Annotated in this window: 19 protein-coding genes and 1 riboswitch; of the genes, 8 read left to right on the forward strand and 11 right to left on the reverse strand. The window is 70.4% G+C overall.

The window, feature by feature from the left end:
• Positions 1-52: 52 nt before the first annotated feature.
• The gene (locus tag ACFYWG_RS26425) at positions 53-475 is read left to right on the forward strand and encodes a heme-binding protein (RefSeq protein ID WP_385411576.1); all 423 of its coding nucleotides are present in this window, start codon (positions 53-55) and stop codon (positions 473-475) included.
• Between the two features lie 72 nt (positions 476-547).
• Here the strand turns inward: ACFYWG_RS26425 and ACFYWG_RS26430 are convergent, their stop codons facing one another.
• From ACFYWG_RS26430 to ACFYWG_RS26455, 6 genes are all read right to left on the reverse strand, one after another.
• Positions 548-1,414, reverse strand: coding sequence for a GNAT family N-acetyltransferase (locus ACFYWG_RS26430; protein ID WP_389203910.1), 867 nt, complete (start codon positions 1,412-1,414; stop codon positions 548-550).
• Between the two features lie 190 nt (positions 1,415-1,604).
• Entirely contained in the window at positions 1,605-2,087 is a 483-nt protein-coding gene (locus tag ACFYWG_RS26435; RefSeq protein WP_376325730.1) for an NUDIX domain-containing protein, read from the reverse strand.
• 88 nt (positions 2,088-2,175) lie between these two features.
• On the reverse strand, positions 2,176-3,081 hold the full coding sequence (locus ACFYWG_RS26440) for a LysR family transcriptional regulator (protein ID WP_389203911.1): 906 nt from the start codon (positions 3,079-3,081) through the stop codon (positions 2,176-2,178).
• 190 nt (positions 3,082-3,271) lie between these two features.
• Entirely contained in the window at positions 3,272-4,420 is a 1,149-nt protein-coding gene (locus ACFYWG_RS26445) for a cystathionine gamma-lyase (RefSeq protein WP_389203912.1), read from the reverse strand.
• Entirely contained in the window at positions 4,417-4,908 is a 492-nt protein-coding gene (locus tag ACFYWG_RS26450) for a low molecular weight protein-tyrosine-phosphatase (RefSeq protein ID WP_389203913.1), read from the reverse strand. Before ACFYWG_RS26450 ends, ACFYWG_RS26445 begins: the two co-directional genes overlap by 4 nt.
• A 5-nt stretch (positions 4,909-4,913) precedes the next feature.
• On the reverse strand, positions 4,914-5,291 hold the full coding sequence (locus ACFYWG_RS26455; RefSeq protein ID WP_383498925.1) for a phage holin family protein: 378 nt from the start codon (positions 5,289-5,291) through the stop codon (positions 4,914-4,916).
• Between the two features lie 60 nt (positions 5,292-5,351).
• Between ACFYWG_RS26455 and ACFYWG_RS26460 the strand changes: the two genes are divergently transcribed.
• The 4 genes from ACFYWG_RS26460 to ACFYWG_RS26475 all read left to right on the forward strand — a co-directional run bounded on the left by ACFYWG_RS26460 (position 5,352) and on the right by ACFYWG_RS26475 (position 7,620).
• Positions 5,352-5,669, forward strand: coding sequence for a cupin domain-containing protein (locus tag ACFYWG_RS26460; protein WP_385411564.1), 318 nt, complete (start codon positions 5,352-5,354; stop codon positions 5,667-5,669).
• A 164-nt stretch (positions 5,670-5,833) separates the two neighbouring features.
• Positions 5,834-6,046, forward strand: a complete 213-nt coding sequence (locus ACFYWG_RS26465) for a DUF5326 family protein (protein ID WP_376325738.1) — start codon at positions 5,834-5,836, stop codon at positions 6,044-6,046.
• 198 nt (positions 6,047-6,244) lie between these two features.
• Positions 6,245-7,087: an IclR family transcriptional regulator gene (locus ACFYWG_RS26470; RefSeq protein WP_383498929.1), complete on the forward strand. Its 843-nt coding sequence runs from the start codon at positions 6,245-6,247 to the stop codon at positions 7,085-7,087.
• Positions 7,088-7,185: 98 nt separating this feature from the next.
• Positions 7,186-7,620: an SsgA family sporulation/cell division regulator gene (locus ACFYWG_RS26475; RefSeq protein WP_376325742.1), complete on the forward strand. Its 435-nt coding sequence runs from the start codon at positions 7,186-7,188 to the stop codon at positions 7,618-7,620.
• Between the two features lie 198 nt (positions 7,621-7,818).
• Here ACFYWG_RS26475 and ACFYWG_RS26480 read toward each other — a convergent pair whose 3' ends face one another.
• The gene (locus tag ACFYWG_RS26480) at positions 7,819-9,687 is read right to left on the reverse strand and encodes a YibE/F family protein (RefSeq protein ID WP_389203914.1); all 1,869 of its coding nucleotides are present in this window, start codon (positions 9,685-9,687) and stop codon (positions 7,819-7,821) included.
• Between the two features lie 72 nt (positions 9,688-9,759).
• Positions 9,760-9,949: riboswitch (TPP riboswitch) on the forward strand.
• Between ACFYWG_RS26480 and thiC the strand changes: the two genes are divergently transcribed.
• Positions 9,942-11,726, forward strand: coding sequence for a phosphomethylpyrimidine synthase ThiC (gene thiC, locus ACFYWG_RS26485; RefSeq protein ID WP_383498937.1), 1,785 nt, complete (start codon positions 9,942-9,944; stop codon positions 11,724-11,726). (Overlaps the previous riboswitch by 8 nt.)
• A 171-nt stretch (positions 11,727-11,897) precedes the next feature.
• Here the strand turns inward: thiC and ACFYWG_RS26490 are convergent, their stop codons facing one another.
• The 3 genes from ACFYWG_RS26490 to ACFYWG_RS26500 all read right to left on the reverse strand — a co-directional run bounded on the left by ACFYWG_RS26490 (position 11,898) and on the right by ACFYWG_RS26500 (position 15,434).
• Positions 11,898-12,767, reverse strand: coding sequence for a hypothetical protein (locus ACFYWG_RS26490; protein WP_389203916.1), 870 nt, complete (start codon positions 12,765-12,767; stop codon positions 11,898-11,900).
• 184 nt (positions 12,768-12,951) lie between these two features.
• Positions 12,952-14,043 carry a metallophosphoesterase family protein gene (locus ACFYWG_RS26495; protein ID WP_376325761.1) on the reverse strand — a complete coding sequence of 364 codons (1,092 nt, stop codon included), beginning with the start codon at positions 14,041-14,043 and terminating at the stop codon, positions 12,952-12,954.
• A gap of 278 nt (positions 14,044-14,321) precedes the next feature.
• Entirely contained in the window at positions 14,322-15,434 is a 1,113-nt protein-coding gene (locus ACFYWG_RS26500; protein WP_376325763.1) for a LacI family DNA-binding transcriptional regulator, read from the reverse strand.
• Between the two features lie 431 nt (positions 15,435-15,865).
• Here ACFYWG_RS26500 and hisC point away from each other — a divergent pair, with 431 nt between their 5' ends.
• Positions 15,866-16,945, forward strand: a complete 1,080-nt coding sequence (hisC, locus tag ACFYWG_RS26505; RefSeq protein ID WP_376325765.1) for a histidinol-phosphate transaminase — start codon at positions 15,866-15,868, stop codon at positions 16,943-16,945.
• A 111-nt stretch (positions 16,946-17,056) separates the two neighbouring features.
• On the opposite strand, the gene ACFYWG_RS26510 is transcribed toward hisC, so the two are convergent.
• Positions 17,057-17,449: a cyclophilin-like fold protein gene (locus tag ACFYWG_RS26510; RefSeq protein WP_389203917.1), complete on the reverse strand. Its 393-nt coding sequence runs from the start codon at positions 17,447-17,449 to the stop codon at positions 17,057-17,059.
• A gap of 142 nt (positions 17,450-17,591) precedes the next feature.
• On the opposite strand from ACFYWG_RS26510, the gene ACFYWG_RS26515 reads away from it, so the two are divergent.
• Positions 17,592-19,097, forward strand: a complete 1,506-nt coding sequence (locus ACFYWG_RS26515) for a cytochrome ubiquinol oxidase subunit I (protein ID WP_383498947.1) — start codon at positions 17,592-17,594, stop codon at positions 19,095-19,097.
• The last annotated feature ends 14 nt before the right edge of the window (positions 19,098-19,111 follow it).

Below are 19,111 nucleotides of genomic sequence, written 5' to 3' on the forward strand. Positions count from 1 at the left end.
GGTCCGCCCTCATCCCTCCTCACCCGTCGATGAACCCTCAGGAGAACCACCTATGAGCACCACCACCGCTGTCGCCCCGCTGTCCACGCAGGACGCCGAGGCCCTCGTCACCGCCGCCGTCCGGGCCGCGGAGGCCGCAGGGGTCACCGTCAGCGTCACCGTCCTCGACGCGGGCGGGCACCTGCTCGCCTTCCGGCGCGACGACCGGGCCGTGCTGATTTCCGGTGAGACCAGCACCCGCAAGGCCTACACCTCTTTCCAGCTGAACGCGCCGACCGCCGACCTCGTGGACGCCGTGCAGCCCGGCGGTCTCTTCCACACGCTGCCGACGGCGCTCGACCGACCGCTGCTGTTCATCGCGGGAGGCGTACCCGTGCACCGCGACGGCCGCCTGATCGGTGCGATCGGCGTGGGTGGCGGTGCTCCGGAGCAGGACCACGCTTTCGCCACGGCGGCTGTGGAGTCCTTGGTCTGACCCGGCTCCCGGCAGCGCGAACGCCGGCCCCTCCGTACACCAGGGGGAGCCGGCGTTCGTCGTGTCGGGACGTCAGCCCGCCGCCACCGTGACCGGGGCGAAACGCCGGCTCCAGTCCCCGGGCAGCTCGGTGATCCCGTACGTCATGACCGCATTGAAGGCGACGGTACCCAGGCCGCGTTCCTTCACCCAGGCCAGGAGCTCTTCGTGGCGCACGTCGATGTCGGTGCGCAGGGGGCGGTCGGTGCGGGCGGCGAGGGAGGCGATGAGGGCCTGGGCCACCGAGGTGTCCCGGGCGATGAGAGGACCGACGACATGGGTGGCCATGTTCGGCCAGGCGGCCGCGTAACCGATGATGCGCCCGCCCTCCTCGGCGACACGCAGCTGGTCGGCGAAGGCGGGCAACCGCGTGACGATGTGCGTACGGTCCGCCCCGAAGACGGGTTCGTCGAGCCGGAGGATCGCCGCCACGTCCTCGGCCGTGGCCGCACGAGTGGCGACCTCGGGTTCCGGTCCGCCAGGAACGAAGTGCCCGGTCACCATCTCGGCCCGTCCGGTGACCTTGAAGCCGAGTTCTTCGTAGAGGGGGCGGCCGTTCGGGGTGGCGTGCAGCGTGAGGGGCGTGGTGCCCATGGCGGCCACGACGTGCTGCATCAGGCGGCGGCCGACACCCTTCCGGGCGTGCCGATCGGCCACGAGAACCATGCCGATGGCGGCGAGCGAGGGCCGGTCCTGCGGTCCGTACTCGGTCACGACGCAGGCGCTGACCAGGCCGCCGTCGGGGTCGTCGATGCCGTAGGCCTTCCCGGCGGTGAGGAGGAACTGCCACTTGTGCTCCTCCCGGGGCCACCCCCGATCTTCGGACAAGTCGGCGCAGGCGTTGAGGTCGCGGAGCGTCAGACGGCGAACGGGCAGAGTGGCAAGGGAAGGAGTCGGCACGCAGGTCAGGCTGTCCGACAAAGGCCCCTTGCGTCCACCTGTTTCGGTGGAGAGGTGCGAGCTTTTGGCCAGTTGTAGCCGTTCGCACAGCTCACGGTCAGGTGCGGTTGTTTCACGTGAAACACGGCAGAGCATCGCCGTGACGGGCCTCTGCCGAGGTCGCGCTCACGGCCGGGTAGGGGCCAGCGGTTCACCCCAGGTCAGGGGCGTGCATGGCTCGCACGCCCTCGATGTTGCCGTCCAGGTAGTGCCGCAGTGACAGCGGAACGAGATGCACCGAGGCGATGCCGACGCGGGTGAAGGGGACGCGCACGATCTCGTACTCGCCGATGGGTTCCTCCACCTCGGGGCCGTGGCGGAGCGAGGCGTCCATGGACTCCAGGTGGCAGACGAAGAAATGCTGCACCTTCACCCCGGTGGCGCCGCCGTCGTCACCGATGTGCTCCACGGTGTCGACGAAGCAGGGCACCACATCGGTGATCTTCGCGCCGAGCTCCTCGTACACCTCGCGGTGCAGGGCGTCGACGACGGTCGGGTCGTCGGGTTCCACCCCGCCACCGGGCGTGACCCAGTACGGGTCCACACCCGGCTTGGTGCGCTTGATCAGGATCAGGTCGTCACCGTCCAGCAGAACTGCGCGGGCGGTGCGCTTGACCACGGGTCGGACGGTCATGGGGGAAATGTGGCCCGGCTGGTTCCACGTGAAACATCGAGCGATGTGACCACATGGACTTCCACGGTGAGGCGGCGTCCCGTGTGCCTCAGCACCAGTCGTCCGCCGCCTTCAGCAGCCATTCGTGCGCCCGCGCGACGTGGGGCATCGCCAGGGTTCCGGTGCGCACCACCAGGAAGTATGTCCGCAGTGGCGGTACGGCCGGCTCGTGCAGGGGGACGACGTCCCCGCCATCCAAGGCGTCCGCGCACAGATACCGGGGCAGCACACTGAGCCCGGCGCCTGCGACGGTGCACGCCAGCACGGCACGCAGGTCGGGCACGATCACCGTGCCCGGGGCTGCCGGGCACGCGTCGAAAACGGAGGCCCAGTAGCGGGAGACGAAGGGCAGTGACTCATGCACCTCGACCACGGGCACCCGCCCCAGGACCTGCTCCGGCCTGGCATCGGGCCGCTCGGTACCCAGCCGGTCCGCCCAGCGCGGGGCGGCGACCAGGACGTGCTCCTCGTCGCACAGAGCGGTCGCGGAGAGCAGGGCGCCACGCGGTCGGGCGGTGCTGACGGCCAGATCGTGGTGCCCTGCGGCGAGCCCTTCCAGGACCTCTTCGGCGTTGCCGAAGGAGACGCGCAAGGCGAAGCCCTGTCCGTCGTCCCCGGTCAGTTCGGTGAGGGCGGGCAGGACCCGCTCCCCGGTGAACTCCGGCGGTCCGGCGAGGTGCAGCGTCCGTAAGGAGGAGTCGTCGTCGAGGCCGGTCTCCGCGATCTCCACCAGGGCGTCGAGGTGCGGGGCGGCCTTGTGGGCGAGTTCGTCGCCGATGCTGGTCGGCGTGACGCCGCGCGCCTGGCGCAGGAACAGGGGACGGCCCAGCTGCCGCTCCAGGGTCCGGATCTGCGAGGTGACGGCGGGCTGGGACAACCCGAGCAGGGCGGCGGCGCGGGTGAAGGAGCCGGCCCGGTGCACGGTGACGAAGGTCCGCAGCAAGGCCAGATCCACTGCCACGCTCCCTTTCCAGGCCCCGTGTCCACCCCTGGCCGCGCCCAACTATAAATAAGTCGATAGGGGCCTGTCGCTAGGGTGATTGGACACTGACAGACAGTCAACTAGCCTGTGTGGCGCGGTTCTCGCGCGCGGAACCGGGGGCGGTCCGAGCCACGAGGGGGGAGGCTCGGACCGTCCTGGGGCCTCAGGACGCCGACGCGTCCAAGGCGCGCAGCAGGTCCGCCACCAGGTCCTCCGGGTCCTCGGCACCCACCGACAGACGGACGAAGCCCTCCGGCACCGCGTCCCCACCCCAGCGCCCGCGCCGCTCCGCCGAGGAGCGCACCCCGCCGAAGCTCGTCGCGTCGTCCACGATCCGCAGCGCCTCGAGGAAGCGGTCGGCCCGCTCGCGCGAGGGCAGGGTGAAGGACACCACGGAGCCGAAGCGCCGCATCTGCTGAGCGGCGATCTTGTGCGAGGGGTCGTCGGGCAGGCCGGGGTGGCGCAGCCCGGTCACCTCGGGGCGGTCGCGGAGCGCTTGCGCGACCGTGAGGGCCGTCGCGCACTGCCGGTCGACCCGCATCTGCAGGGTGGAGATCGACCGGTGGGCGAGCCAGGCCTCCATCGGGCCGGGGATCGCGCCGACGATCTTGCGCCAGCGGCGCACCGCCGCCATGGCCTCCGGGTCGCGGCCGACGACGTAGCCCAGCAGGACGTCGCCGTGCCCGGTGAGCTGCTTGGTGCCGCTGGCCACCGCGAAGTCGGCGCCCAGTTCCAGCGGCCGCTGGCCGAGCGGCGTCGCCAAGGTGTTGTCGACGGCCACGAGGGCGCCCCGCGCGTGTGCCGCCTCGGCGAGCCGCCTGACGTCGCACACGTCGAGGCCGGGGTTCGAAGGAGTCTCGATCCACAGCAGCTTCGCGCCGTCCAGCACACCGAGCTGGGCGTCACCGCCGGTCGGGGCGGTGCGCACCTCGATGCCGTACGCCTCCAGCTGGGCGCGCACCAGGGGCAGGGCCTGGTACCCGTCGTCGGGCAGGACGCACGCGTCCCCGGTGCGCAGCTGGGAGAAGAGCACCGCGGAGATCGCGGCCATGCCCGAGGCGAACACGAGCGTCTCGACGTCGCCGGTCCCGGGCGCCTCCAGCTCACCGATGGCTCGTTCCAGCAGCGTCCAGGTCGGGTTCTCGTCCCGGCCGTAGGTGTAGGGGCCGGTGGGGTCGCCCGGCAGGTGGAAGTGGGCGGCGAAGACGGGACCGGGCAGGGTGGGCTCGTGCTTCACCGGCTCGGGCAGCCCGGCCCTCACCGCGCGCGTGCCGTCCCCGGCGCCCGGGTGTCCCGCAGCGGATTCGCTCATGCCGCTCTTCCTTCCATGTCCTCGCGCACTGCGGCGAGCAGACCGTCGCTCGCCGCCTCCACCCTCTCAAGGCACTCCTCGAAGCCTTCCGCGCCCCCGTAGTAAGGGTCCGGAACGTCGAGGTCGTCGCCGGCGGCGGGGTCGTACGAGCGCAGCAGCCGCACCTTCCCCGCGTCCTGCTCCGTCGGCGCCAGCCGGCGCAGCGCCGCCAGGTGACCGGAGTCGAGCGCGATCACCAGGTCGAGGCGGGAGAACCACGACGGCTGGAACTGCCGGGCCGTGTGGCCGGTGGCGTAACCGTTCTCCGCCAGGACGGCCGCGGTGCGCGGGTCGGCGGCGTCGCCCTCGTGCCAGCCGCCCGTGCCGGCGCTGTCGACCACCACCTCACCGTCCAGCCCGGCCTCCGCCACCCGCGCGCGGAAGACGATCTCCGCCATCGGGGAGCGGCAGATGTTGCCCGTGCAGACGAAGCAGACGCGGTACTTCATGCCGCTCAGTCCCCGTCCGGCAGGACGACGTTGAGCGCCCAGGAGACGACCGAGATGATCAGGCCGCCCAGAACGGCGGTCCAGAAGCCCTCCACGTGGAAGCTGAGGTCGAACAGGCCGGCCAGCCACGAGGTCAGCAGCAGCATCAGCGCGTTGACGACCAGCGTGAACAGGCCCAGCGTCAGGATCAGCAGGGGCAGGCTCAACAGGTTGACGACCGGCTTGACCAGGAAGTTGACCAGGCCGAACAGCAGCGCCACGACGATCAGCGTGCCGATCTCCTTGGCCGTGCTGTCGCCGGTCAGGGTGATCTTGTCGAGCAACCACACCGCGACGGCCAGGGCGCCCGCGTTGGCGATCGTCTTGACTAGGAAATTCTTCATGTGTCTGATCGTGGCAGACCTGATCGGACACGGGCACGAGAGGCAGGGGCGGACAAGGCGATGAAGGCATTCCGGCTGGACGAACTGGAGGCGGAGCGCGCCGCCAACGAGGGCGCCTACCTGCAGTTCCTCCGCGAGCAGAACATGTCGGTCGGCCTGTACGCGCTCGACGCGGGTCAGCAGGATCCACAGAAGCCGCACCACCAGGACGAGGTCTACTTCATCGTGAGCGGCCGTGCCTCGATCACGGTCGGCGTGGAGACGACCCAGGTGGCGCGCGGGAGCATCGTCTACGTACCGGCTGGTGTGACCCACAGGTTCCACCACATCACCGAGGACCTGAGGGTCCTGGTGGTCTTCTCTCCGCCCGAGAGCTGACGCGGCGCCTCGGGGTTCCCTCAGGGTTCGCTCAGGGGCAGACGGGGGGTGCGAGGCCCCCGCCGGGCCCCTTCGCGGACCTAGCATCGAGTGCAGGACAGCAGAGATCCGCACAACCGACAGGACCCGGCACGCGAACGGGCGGAGAGGTAAGGACGAGGGCGATGCGAGAGATCTTCGCGGGACTGCCGTGGTGGGTGAAGTGGGTCGCGGTGCCGGTCATCGCCCTGGTCGTGTTCGGCGGACTGATCGCCAGCGTGGTCGGCTTCGTCATCGGACTGCTCTTCAAGCTGCTGGTCTTCGTGGCGCTGGTCGGCGGACTGATCTGGGTCGTACGGAAGTTCACCGCGAGCTCGTCGTCCCGCAGCGACTGGTGAGACCGTTGGGACACCGGTGGGGGTAGGAGGAAACGGCTCGAACCACGGGTTCCCTCGGGCGGGGGAAGTTTCCCGGCTGGGCCGTCGGTGCGCGGCGGCGGGCGAATAGAGTCCGGAACTCGACGCGGGGACAACCCCGCGAGCGGCCCCCACCCGTGTACCCCGCACGGTCTCCCCCTCGCGCTCCGGGAGTGACCCTTGGTCCCCGCCGACACCGCAACCGTCCACCTGCACGCGGTCCCCGCCCAACCACGCTCGGCGGCGTCCGTCCCGCCGCTGCCGCCCGCCGCGGCGCCGGCCACGCTCATCGGGTCCGTGCAGCGCGCGATGCGTCTGCTGGAGACCGTCGCCCGGCACGAGTACGGTGCCCCGGCCAAGCAACTGGCCCGCGAGACAGGGCTCGCCCTGCCCACGACGTACCACCTGCTGCGCACCCTGGTGCACGAGGGCTACCTGCGGCGGGACAAGGGGTTGTTCTTCCTCGGCGAGGCTGCCGACCGGCTGAGCAGCAGCGGGGCGCGGCAGAAACGTCGCAGCACGGTGGTGGACGCGCTCGGACACTGGCGGGACACCCTCGGCGTGCCGGTGTACTACGCGGTCTACCGCGAGGGCGAGATCGAGGTCATGTGCGTCTCCGACTCCCCCGGCACTCCGGCGGTGGAGGAGTGGGCCGGCTTCCGCGAGACGGGCCACGCGCACGCCATCGGGCAGTGTCTGCTGTCCCAGCTCGACGAGGAGGCCCGCCGGGACCACCTCGACCGCTACCCCGTGCAGGCGCTCACGCCGTACACGGTGCGGGACAGCCACAGCCTGCTGAGGCGGCTGGAGCGGATCCGCCGGATGGAGCCGGTGACGGAGCGCCAGGAGTACGCGCTGGGCGCGGTGTGCGCGGCGATCCCCCTCACGCTGGGCAGCACGGCCGCGACCATCGCCATTTCACTGCCCGCTCACCAAGAGCACCGGCTGCTGCCCGCGGCCCGGCAGTTGCAGGCCGAGATCGGCCGGATGCTCGGCTCGCTGGCGCTCTCTATCAGTATGTGAAAACTCACTCCTTGTGATCTGCTGTGTACGTTCAGCAAGATTCCTCCAGTGTCAGAGGTTTGTACCCGGCCAGTCGACGGCGAATGACGGGGTTATCCATGCGCGAGTCCGTGCAGGCAGAGGTCATGATGAGCTTTCTCGTGTCCGAGGAGCTCTCGTTCCGCATTCCGGTGGAATTGCGCTATGAGACCAGTGATCCCTATGCCGTCCGGTTGACGTTCCACTTGCCGGGCGATGCCCCGGTCACCTGGGCTTTCGGGCGGGAACTGCTGATCGACGGGGTCGGCCGGCCGTGCGGGGAGGGCGACGTACGGGTCACGCCCGTCGAACCCGACGCGCTGGGCGAGGTGCTGATCCGGCTTCAGGTCGGCGGCGATCAGGCCCTCTTCCGCTCCTCGACAGCCCCGCTGGTGGCCTTCCTCGACCGCACCGACAAGCTGGTGCCGCTGGGGCAGGAGGGCTCGCTCGCCGACTTCGACGCGCATCTCGACGAGGCGCTGGACCGCATCCTCGCCGAGCAGGGCGCCGGCTGACCGAGCGTCCGCGCGGCACGGTGGAGTAACGCTTCGCCGGGGGCCGCCGGCGAAGCGGGAACGCTGTTGCCCGGTGCCGTGGTGACGGGCGACTCGGTGGCGCCACGCGGCAAGAGGCCGGACTGCCGTCGGCGAAGCGCCCCAAGCCGCGCCTGCGTCAGCGCTCGCGTCTTCGGTCCCTGCCCCTGAAGGGCACCGTCAGCGCTTGCGGCGTCGGCCCCTGCCTCCGCGCGCCGGTGCGGTCGCGGCCTCCGTGGCGGGTTGTGGTTCCGGGCGGTCCGCGGAGACCACGAGGGCTGCCAAGGCCGTGGTGACCGGCACCGAGGCGACCAGGCCGATCGAGCCGACCAGCGTGCGCACGATCTCCTCGGCGACCAGTTCGCTGTTCGCGACCGTCCCCACACTGCTCTGCGCGATGGAGAACAGCAGCAGCAACGGCAGCGCGGCACCCGCGTAGGCGAGGACGAGCGTGTTGACGACCGACGCGATGTGGTCGCGGCCGATCCGGATGCCCGCGCGGTACAGCCCGCGCCAGCCCATCGTCGGGTTGGCCTCGTGCAGCTCCCATACCGCCGAGGTCTGGGTGACCGTCACGTCGTCGAGCACGCCGAGCGAGCCGATGATGATGCCGGCGAGCAGCAGACCGCTCATGTCGATCGTCGGGTAGAGGCCGTGGATGAGGCCGGTGTTGTCGTCGGTGTTGCCGGTGAGGGCCGCCCAGTCGATGAACACCGAGCCCAGGAAGCCGATCAGCAGCAGCGAGATGAGGGTGCCGAGCACCGCCACCGAGGTCCGCGCGGACAGGCCGTGGCACAGGTACAGGGCGATGAGCATGATCGCGCTCGAACCCACCACCGCCACCAGCAGCGGGTTCGAGCCCTGCAGGATCGCGGGCAGGATGAAGAAGTTCAGCACCATGAAGCTGATGGCCAGCGAGATGAGGGCCATCAGCCCCCGCAGGCGCCCGACGACCACCACGGCGACCGCGAAGATGCCGGCGAGCAGGCTCAGAGGCAGCCGGCGGTCGACGTCCGTGACCGAGTACTGCAGGTCCTTCGGTGCGGAGGGCTCGTAGGCGACCACGACCCCCTGGCCCTCGCTCAACTGGCGGGACTGGTCGGGCTGGACGATCTCCGTGAACGTGCGGCCCTTGTCCTGGCCGGTGTCGATCCGGATCGTCGCCTTCTTGCAGGTGCCCGCCTCCTGCTGCACCGCGGAGGACCCCTCGGCGGTGGAGGTGTCGCCGGTCGGCGGGACACCCTGCGCCCCGGCCTCCTTGCAGCTCACCTCCACGACCTCGGTGACCGTGGCCTGCTGGGTCTGCCGGTCGAACCCGACTCCCGTGCGCTCGTGCGGCGGCGCACCGCCCGGCCAGAGAACGGCCAGTCCGACCAGGACGGCCGCGGCGAAGGGGATCAGGACCGCGGCGATGACCTTGCGCAGGTGCTGCGAGACGGGTGCGGCCGGACCGTGGCTGTGCGAGTGCCCGTGTCCGCCTCCCGGAACGGGACCGTCGCCGTGACCGCCGTGACCGCCCCCGTGGCCATGTCCGCTGCCCTGCCCGCCATTCTGGTCGCGGCCTGCGCCTTGTCCGCTGCCGGGTCCACCGTCACGTCCGCGACCCTGTCCGCTGCCGGGCCCGCCGTCGTGTCCACTGCCGTACCCGCCACCGTGCCCGCCACCGTGGTCGTGCCCGCCGTTGTGGCCTGCGCCGTGATCGTGGCCGCTGCCGGAACCGCGGCCGTCCCCGGGACCGTTCCCGAAGCCGTGGCGGAAGCCCGGAGCCCGTCCGCCGCTGGGTTCCGCGCCTGACCCCCGCTCATCGCGCGGCCCCTGCCCGAAGGCGCTGGACGGACCCTGGTTCTGCCAGTCACCCCGGGCGGGCCCCGGCCGCTGAGCCGGGGCGGAACCGCGCCCTTGCCCCACGACCGGCCCGTGTCCGGTGCCGGAGGCGAAGCCGTGGTCATCTCCCCGGCCGTTGCCGTTGCCGTTGCCGTTGCCGGCGCCGACGCCGGGGCCGCGGGGCGGCTCGGGCGGTGAATAGGGGGAGCGATGCGAGGTGGTCACCGACCGATCATCGCAAGAACGAGAGGGGCCCTCTGGTCACCGCGCCAGAATTGCCGCTAGCGTGGAGTCACCTTTTGTACACGCGGGAGCTCGGAGCACCGGGCTGAGAGGGCGCTGACCTTCGTCCCAGCGATGTTTCACATGAAACATCACCGAAGTCGAGTGATGTTTCCCACGGAACGTCGGAGGACGGAAGCCGCTGCGTCGACCGCCGAACCTGTTACCGGGTAATGCCGGCGTAGGGAGTAGGTCTCATGACCAACAAGGACGCACGCACGCCTGCCTCCGTTCGGGACGCACAGTCCGACGAGGCCGGGAAGTCCATCGGCTGGCACAAGGCGTACATCGAGGGCAGCCGCCCCGACCTGCGCGTGCCGGTCCGTCAGGTGCACCTCACCAACGGGCGGTCGGTCACGCTGTACGACACCTCCGGGCCATACACCGATCCGCTCGTCGAGACCGATGTCCGCAGGGGCTTGGCGCCGCTGCGTGAGAACTGGATCGTTGCCCGCGGCGACACCGAGGAGTACGCGGGCCGCCCCGTCCGTCCCGAGGACGACGGCATCAAGCACACCTCACCGCGCGGCGGTCTCCGCAACCTCGACGCCGTCTTCCCCGGACGCCCGCGCCAGCCGCGCCGCAGCCGGGACGGCAAGGCGGTCACCCAGCTCGCGTACGCGCGGCGAGGCGAGATCACCCCGGAGATGGAGTACGTGGCCCTCCGGGAGAACGTCTCTCCCGAGGTCGTGCGGGACGAGATCGCGGCGGGCCGCGCGGTGCTGCCGGCCAACGTCAACCACCCGGAGATCGAGCCGATGATCATCGGCAAGAGGTTCCTGGTGAAGGTCAACGCCAACATCGGCAACTCGGCCGTGACGTCCTCCATCGAGGAGGAGGTCGAGAAGATGACCTGGGCGACCCGCTGGGGCGCCGACACGGTCATGGACCTGTCCACCGGCCGCAACATCCACACCACGCGCGAGTGGGTGCTGCGCAACTCCCCCGTCCCCATCGGCACGGTGCCCCTCTACCAGGCCCTCGAGAAGGTCGACGGCCGGGCCGAGGAGCTGACCTGGGAGATCTACAAGGACACGGTCATCGAACAGGCCGAGCAGGGCGTGGACTACATGACCGTGCACGCGGGCGTGCGCCTCGCCTACGTGCCGCTCACCGCGAACCGCAAGACGGGCATCGTCTCCCGTGGAGGCTCGATCATGGCGGCCTGGTGCCTGGCGCACCACAAGGAATCGTTCCTGTACGAGAACTTCGAGGAGCTCTGCGAGATCCTCGCCGCGTACGACGTCACTTACTCGCTCGGCGACGGCCTCCGGCCCGGCTCCATCGCCGACGCCAACGACGAGGCGCAGTTCGCGGAGTTGAGGACGCTCGGGGAACTCAACCGGATCGCGAAGCGTTTCCACGTACAGACCATGATCGAGGGCCCGGGCCACGTCCCGATGCACAAGATCAAGGAGAACATCGACCTTCAGCAGGAGATCTGCGATGAAGCCCCGTTCTATACGCTCGGCCCGCTGACCACCGACGTCGCGCCCGCATACGACCACATCACCTCGGGCATCGGCGCCGCGATGATCGCCTGGTGGGGCACGGCGATGCTCTGTTACGTCACGCCCAAGGAGCACCTGGGCCTGCCGAACCGGGACGACGTGAAGACCGGCGTGATCACGTACAAGATCGCCGCGCACGCCGCGGACCTGGCCAAGGGGCACCCGGGCGCGCAGGAGTGGGACGACGCCCTGTCCGACGCCCGCTTCGAGTTCCGGTGGGAGGACCAGTTCAACCTGGCTCTCGACCCGGACACGGCACGGGAGTTCCACGACGAGACGCTCCCCGCGGAGCCGGCCAAGACGGCCCACTTCTGCTCGATGTGCGGTCCGAAGTTCTGCAGCATGAAGATCTCGCAGGACATCCGCCGGGAGCACGGCGGCAGCCGGAACGAGATCGAGGAGGGCATGGCCCAGAAGTCGAAGGAGTTCGCGGCGAGCGGGAACAGGGTGTACCTGCCGATCGCCGACTGACCTGCGGCTCGACCGGGTGCCCGGGCGGACGCGTCCGCCCGGCCGGGTGCCCGGTTCGCGCTTCCCCGTGGCCTCGCGGCCGGGGAGTGCGCGCCGTCGGGCGCCCGTCGGGGGGCGGGCGCCCGACACGGGACGCTGCTGCGCCGCACCGGGAAGGCCCTCGGCGACGCGCTAGTCCGGCTGGTGCTCCGGGCCCCCGAAGTCCGGGCTCGTGTAGTCCGGACTGCTGAAGCTCGGCCGTGAGCCGCGGCTGCCGTCGTCCGGGCTGGAGAAGCCCGGACGGTCGTAGCCGAGGTGCGGCATGCGGCTGACCGGCGCCGAGGGCGCGGGGTGGTGCAGCGCGGCTGCCGATCCAGGGTCGGCGAGCGCCTCCCGCAGGAACGGCAGGATGCCCCGCTCCAGCAGGGCTTCGCGCCATTCCTCCTTGGCCCGGTCGACCTCTGCGCGGAGCGCCCCGTACGGGCCCGTCTCGGCGGTCGGCTTGTTGCGCAGGGCGGTGAGCAGCAGGCCCACCGCCGCGACCAGGATGGCGACGGCCGTCACGGCGCCGAAGACCCAGCCGGTGGTGAGCATGGTCCGGGCGAATCCCTGCTCGGGGTCGATCATCCGCAGGATGTAGCCGACGAGCAGGAAGATCGCGGCGGCGGTGCCGGCCAGGACCGGTGCGAGGACGGCGACGACGGCGACGGCACCCGCGCCGGCGGTCTCGGCGGCGACCTCACCCACGGTGGCGGCGAGTCCGGCCCCGCCCGTGCCCGGTTCGGACGACCCGGAGTCGCGCACGGACGAGGTGGGGGACGGCGCCGGCTGGCGCAGTTCGTCGCGGAGCTTGACGTAGTGCTGGTACTCGGCCGACGCGGCGGCCGTGATGAGCGCGGTGGCGTTCAGCGCCATGGTGCGCAGCTGCTCGGAGTTGAGCCGCCGTCCGACGGCGGACAGTTCCGGACGGTGTGGGGCGGAGCGCAGCGCCTCATCGAGGATCCGCTCGTACTCCTGGCGGTCCTCGCTCAGCAGGTGCTGCGGAACGCTGTTCATGTGCATCCCCCGATGCTCCGTAGGGCTTGGGGCTCGGCATGCTGACGAGCCGTCGGGCAGAAACGGAGGGGAGCCTGCTACGGATAAGCCGATGGTAGAGCGGTGACGGTGTGCGGTGACAGGGGGTTTACCGAAATTGGCCCCTCGGCGGCAAGGGCCCCGGAGCGGCCGTCGCCGCCCCGGTGAACGGTCAGGTGGCCAGGGGGAGTTGCTGGACCAGCAGTTTCCCGGCCATCGTCACGCCGCCGTCCATCGCAATGGCCAGCCCGTCGGCGTAGACGTGCGGACCCTCGACGACGGGGTCGGTGGCCTCGTCGTCCTCCTCGGAGCCCGCCTCGCCCAGCAGGTACGGGATCGGGCTGTGGCCGTGGACGATGCGGGTGCCGCCGTACGTGTCGAGCAGGGAGCGCACGGCGTCGGCCCCGCCCTCGTCGCGGAAGGAGAACCGCTTGGTGAACTTGCGGAACAGGTCCCAGACCTCGTCCGCGTCGTTGCGCGTGAGCGTCTCGCGGACGGTGTCGTTGACCTCTTCGATGGAGCGGCCGTAGTCGAGGTAGGCGGTGGTGTCGGAGTGCACGAGCAGGTGTCCGTCCACCTCCTCGACGGCGTCGAGCCGGGCCATCCACTGCAGGTGGTGGTCCTGGAGGCGGTCCATGTCGGTCTTCTGGCCGCCGTTGAGCAGCCAGGCCGCCTGGAAGGTGGCGGTGCCCGCGCCGGAGTTGACGGGGGTGTCGCCGAAGCGCTTCGCGCCGAGCAGCAGCAGCTCGTGGTTGCCCATGAGCGCCTTGCAGTAGCCGCCGGCCGCGGCGGCCTCGGCGGACAGCCGCATGACCAGGTCGATCACGCCGATGCCGTCCGGGCCGCGGTCGGTGAAGTCGCCCAGGAACCACAGCCGGGCGGTGCCCGCGCACCAGTTGCCGGCGGCGTCGAGCAGGCCCTTCTCCTGAAGGGCGGCCACCAGCTGGTCGAGGTAGCCGTGGACGTCGCCCACGACGTACAGCGGGCCCTGCCCGGTGGCGGACTGCGGGGCGGGGGCGGTTTCGGGTTCGACGGTCACCTGGACAGTGTCGCCCCGGTTCACGACGGGAAGGTCGCGCTGGGTCGGCGTGTAGCCCTCGGGATAGGTCTCCGCGGGCGGCGGGGCGACCTCGCCGGGGTGGACGCTGTGGACGTACGGACCGGTCTCGTGGACGTACGCGGGCACCCGGAAGTCGCGCAACGTCGCCGTCCGCTCCACCGCGGGTCCCTGACCGGCCCCCTGAGTCATCGACCCCTCCACCATCGCGCCGCATCTGCACCGCATCGGACTGCCTGGTCGTAGCGGTCCGCCGGTGTCGTGGGCCCATCATAGGAATGCGGATCGCGCCATGTGATGACCCAGGGGTGCTGAATCAGAGCAAGACTTCGGTTCGCCGCGGCTTTCGCCCCGATTGCGCCGGGCTTCGACCACCGTGCGACCGTCCTCGCGCTTGTTCTCTTCGCGAGAACGATCCTTTCCCTCCGGGGGACCGGCCCCGTTTCTCCCCAGGAGGCCGGCCTTCGTCACGTGGGAGCGCGCTCCTACGTCTTCTCGGGTGACCGCGGCGGGCTGACCGTCGTGCGCGGGGGCCGCCGCTGGGACGACGTGCGCACGATCAGCTCCGTCGGTATCACCTGCTCGACCGGGTGTTCCGACTCGACGCCCTCGATGGCGTCGATGAGGAGCTGCACGACCGCCGTGCCGATGCGCCGCGGCTTGAGGGAGAGCGTCGTGATCGGCGGCTCGGTGTTCGCATAGACGGTGGACTCGCTGCAGCAGACGAGCAGCAGGTCCTCGGGGACGCGCAGGCCGTAGCGCCGGGCGGCGGCGAGCAGGTCGGTGCCGTTGGGGTCGAACAGTCCGTAGACCGCGTCGGGCCGGTCGGGCCGGGCGAGCAACCGGTCGGCGGCGACGGCCCCGGCGCACGGGTCGTGCGCCGGGTAGGCCTCGTAGACCGGGTCCTGGCCGACGCGCTCGCACCAGCGCAGGTACGCGGTGGTCGACAGGTGGGTGTAGGTGTCCGTGCTCGTGCCGGTCAGCAGGCCGATGCGGCGGGCGCCGGCGTCGGCCAGGTGGTCGAGGATGCCGAGGACGGCGGCCTCGTGGTCGTTGTCGACCCAGGCCGTGACGGGCAGCGCGCCGGCGGGACGGCCGTCGGAGACGACGGGAAGGCCCTGCCGGACGAGCTCGCTGACGACGGGGTCCTGGTCGGAGGGGTCGATGACGACCGTGCCGTCCAGGGCGACGTTCGACCACACGTCGTGCCGGGAGGTCGCGGGCAGGATGACGAGGGCGTAGCCGCGGGCCAGCGCGGCGGAGGTGGCGGCCCGCGCCATCTCGGCGAAGTACGCGAACTCGGTGAAGGTGAAAGGTTCATCCCCGTACGTGGTCACCGTCAGGCCGATGAGCCCCGACTTGCCGGTGCGGAGGGTCCGGGCGGCGGCCGAGGGCCGGTAGCCCAGCCGGTCGGCGACCTCGCGGACGTGGCGCCGGGTGGCGTCCGGGAGCCGGCCCTTGCCGTTGAGGGCGTCGGAGACGGTCGTGATGGAGACTCCGGCGGCGGCGGCCACGTCTCTGATGCCCGCCCGACCCGGCCGGCTGCCTCGCCGTGAGGTTTCCGCGCGGCTCACCTGGTGCTTCCCTGCTGCTGTCATGGCGAGCCGATAGTAGGGCTCATGCGGTGGGGTAGGGCGGACGCATATGCACGCATTGACAGACACGTTTCTGCATGATCATCGAGTGTCAATTGCCTGTGAAACAGAGGGTGTTGGGCGTTCCCATGGCAGTACGTGGTGCGGTGGCGCGTGCCCACCTGCCCCGAGGCGGATGTTGCGAAGAGGTCTCAACTCACCTGCACGGGTGATGCGCGCCAGGGCGTGCACCACCGGCGCGTAGATATATGTGCAGCGCGCCCCCGGATTCGTACGCCTTCATGCGCCGATGCCCCTGTTGCCGGTGGGGCGCGTGGTACCGGCGGCGGTCGCTTCGCCGCGGCTATACGCAGCGGCGCCGAATCCTCATAAGGTGAGGAGTATTGGATGTCGGCGGCGGTCATGGGCCGCCGGTCTTCACGAGGAGGACTGCGGTGAGCGAGACGAGCCCCAAGCTGCGCGCCGAGCTGGAGGGGATCCCCACCTACAAGCCGGGCAAGCCCGCGGCGGCCGGCGGACCCGTGGCCTACAAGCTGTCCTCCAACGAGAACCCCTACCCGCCGCTGCCGGGCGTGATGGAGTCCGTGACGGCGGCGGCCTGCAACTTCAACCGCTACCCGGACATGGCCTGCACGGCGCTGATGAACGAGCTGTCCGAGCGGTTCGGCGTGCCCCTGTCCCACCTGGCCACCGGCACCGGATCGGTCGGCGTCGCGCAGCAGCTGATCCAGGCCACCTCCGGCCCGGGCGACGAGGTGATCTACGCCTGGCGCTCCTTCGAGGCGTACCCGATCATCACCCGGATCAGCGGCGCGACCTCGGTGCAGGTACCGCTGACCTCGGGCGATGTGCACGACCTCGACGCGATGGCGGACGCCGTCACCGACCGGACCCGGCTGATCTTCGTCTGCAACCCCAACAACCCGACCGGCACGGTCGTGCGGCGGGCGGAGCTGGAGCGCTTCCTCGACCGGGTCCCCGGTGACGTGCTGGTGGTGCTCGACGAGGCCTACCGCGAGTTCATCCGCGACCCCGAGGTACCGGACGGCATCGAGCTGTACCGGAACCGCCCCAACGTCTGCGTCCTGCGGACCTTCTCCAAGGCGTACGGCCTGGCCGGGCTGCGGGTCGGGTTCGCCGTCGCCCACGAGCCGGTGGCGGCGGCGCTGCGCAAGACGGCGGTGCCGTTCGGCGTCAGCCAGCTCGCGCAGGAGGCGGCGATCGCCTCGCTGCGGGCCGAGGACGAGCTGTTCGGCCGGGTCGGTTCGCTGGTGTGCGAGCGCACGCGCGTGGTCGACGGGCTGCGCGCCCAGGGCTGGACCGTGCCGGAGACCCAGGCCAACTTCGTGTGGCTGCGGCTGGGGGAGCGCACCGTCGGCTTCGCGGAGGCCTGTGAGCAGGCGGGCGTGGTGGTCCGGCCGTTCCCGGGCGAGGGTGTGCGGGTGACGGTCGGCGAGGCCGAGGGGAACGACATCTTCCTGAAGGTGGCGGAAGGGTTCCGCAAGGAGCTCTGAGACCCGGGCTTCGAGAGCCTTCGGGCGCTGCGTCGAACGCGCGCCGAGGACCTGCGGGCCGAGGAGGCTGAAGGGTCCGAGAAGGACCCTCGTGGTGGGAGCCGGTCGGCGTCAGTCGTCGACCGGCTCCACGCGTATGGGGTCGCCGTCCCGGACGGTGGCGAGCAGCCGGGGATCGCCGTCGACATGGCCGAGGACATTGCAGGGGCCGGCGAGGCGGCATTCGCCGCCCCGGGAGATCGGCGTGGGCCCGTAGGGGAGTGCCAGGGCGTCGCCGTCCATCCAGAAGGCGACCGTGCCCGGGGCGACCACCTCACGGGCGCCGGTTTCACGTGAAACCGACACTCCTGTGTCGAAGTACACCTCCTCGCCCCAGGTCCGGGCGGTGGAGACCAGGGGCAGTGCCTTGATGAGGGCCTGCGTGGTCGGGGTGTCGTCGAGGGTCGCGGTGAGGTGCCCGGAGGGCCAAGAGATGCGGATCCGGGTCGCTGTCTGCGTCTGCATGCGGCAGATTCAACATTATGTTGAAGGTCGAGCCAAGGGTTGACGAGCGTCACACCGGACCCCCTCCAACCCTCGAATGTGCGTGCTGCATAATGGCTTGTGAATGTGAACGCTTTCACAAGCGTAGGTAAGGAGCGGCGACGTGGACCTGGCTCTGGCGCCGGAGACCCTGGCGCGATGGCAGTTCGGCATCACCACCGTCTACCACTTCCTGTTCGTTCCCCTGACGATCTCGCTGGCCGCTCTGACGGCCGGTCTGCAGACCGCATGGGTGCGGACGGAGAAGGAGAAGTACCTCCGGGCGACCAAGTTCTGGGGGAAGCTTTTCCTGATCAACATCGCGATGGGCGTGGTGACGGGCATCGTGCAGGAGTTCCAGTTCGGCATGAACTGGTCCGACTACTCGCGCTTCGTCGGTGACGTCTTCGGTGCTCCCCTGGCCTTCGAGGCCCTCATCGCGTTCTTCTTCGAGTCGACCTTCATCGGCCTGTGGATCTTCGGCTGGGACAAGCTGCCGAAGAAGATCCACCTGGCCTGCATCTGGATGGTCTCGATCGGCACCCTGCTCTCGGCGTACTTCATCCTGGCCGCCAACTCCTGGATGCAGCACCCGGTCGGCTACCGGATCAACGAGACCAAGGGCCGGGCCGAGCTCACCGACTTCTGGCTGGTGCTGACCCAGAACACCGCGCTCAACCAGGTCTTCCACAGCTTCGCGGCGGCCTTCCTCACCGGCGGCGCCTTCATGGTGGGCATCGCCGCCTTCCACCTGCTGCGCAAGAAGCACATCCCCGTCATGCGGACCTCGCTGCGGCTCGGCCTCGTCACCGTCGCCGTCGGCGGTCTGCTCACCGCGGTCAGCGGGGACACGCTGGGCAAGGTCATGTACGAGCAGCAGCCGATGAAGATGGCCGCCGCCGAGGCGCTGTGGGACGGCGAGAAGCCGGCGCCCTTCTCGGTCTTCGCGTACGGGGACGTCGACGAGGGCCACAACAAGGTCGCCCTGGAGATCCCCGGGCTGCTCTCCTTCCTGGCCCACAGCGACTTCGAGTCCTACGTGCCGGGCATCAACGACACCAACAAGGCGCTCCAGGAGCAGTTCGGCCCCGGCGACTACAAGCCCATCGTCCCGGTCGCCTACTGGGGTTTCCGCTGGATGATCGGCTTCGGCATGGCGTCGTTCTCCGTGGGTCTGCTCGGACTGTGGCTCACCCGCAAGAAGTTCATGCTGCCGGCCGCCTGGCGCACCGGCGACGACGAGGTGCCGCATCTGGTGCTGTTCCGGAAGCCGCTGCAGCCGCGTCTGACCCGCCTGTACTGGCTGGTGGCGGTCTGGACGATGGCCTTCCCGCTGATCGCCAACGCCTGGGGCTGGATCTTCACCGAGATGGGCCGGCAGCCGTGGGTCGTCTACGGCCTCTTCCAGACGCGTGACGCGGTCTCCCCCGGCGTCTCCCAGGCCGAGGTCCTCACCTCGATGCTCGTCTTCACGACGCTGTACGCGATCCTCGCCGTGATCGAGGTCAAGCTGCTCGTGAAGTACGTCAAGGCCGGACCGCCCGAGCTCACCGAGGCCGACCTCAACCCGCCCACGAAGATCGGCGGCGACACCCGTGACGCCGACAAGCCGATGGCCTTCTCGTACTAGGCCGAGGGAGCTGC

Origin of the sequence: Streptomyces sp. NPDC003456 (assembly GCF_042878735.1) — a bacterium.
In the GTDB taxonomy this organism is placed as follows: Bacteria; Actinomycetota; Actinomycetes; order Streptomycetales; family Streptomycetaceae; genus Streptomyces.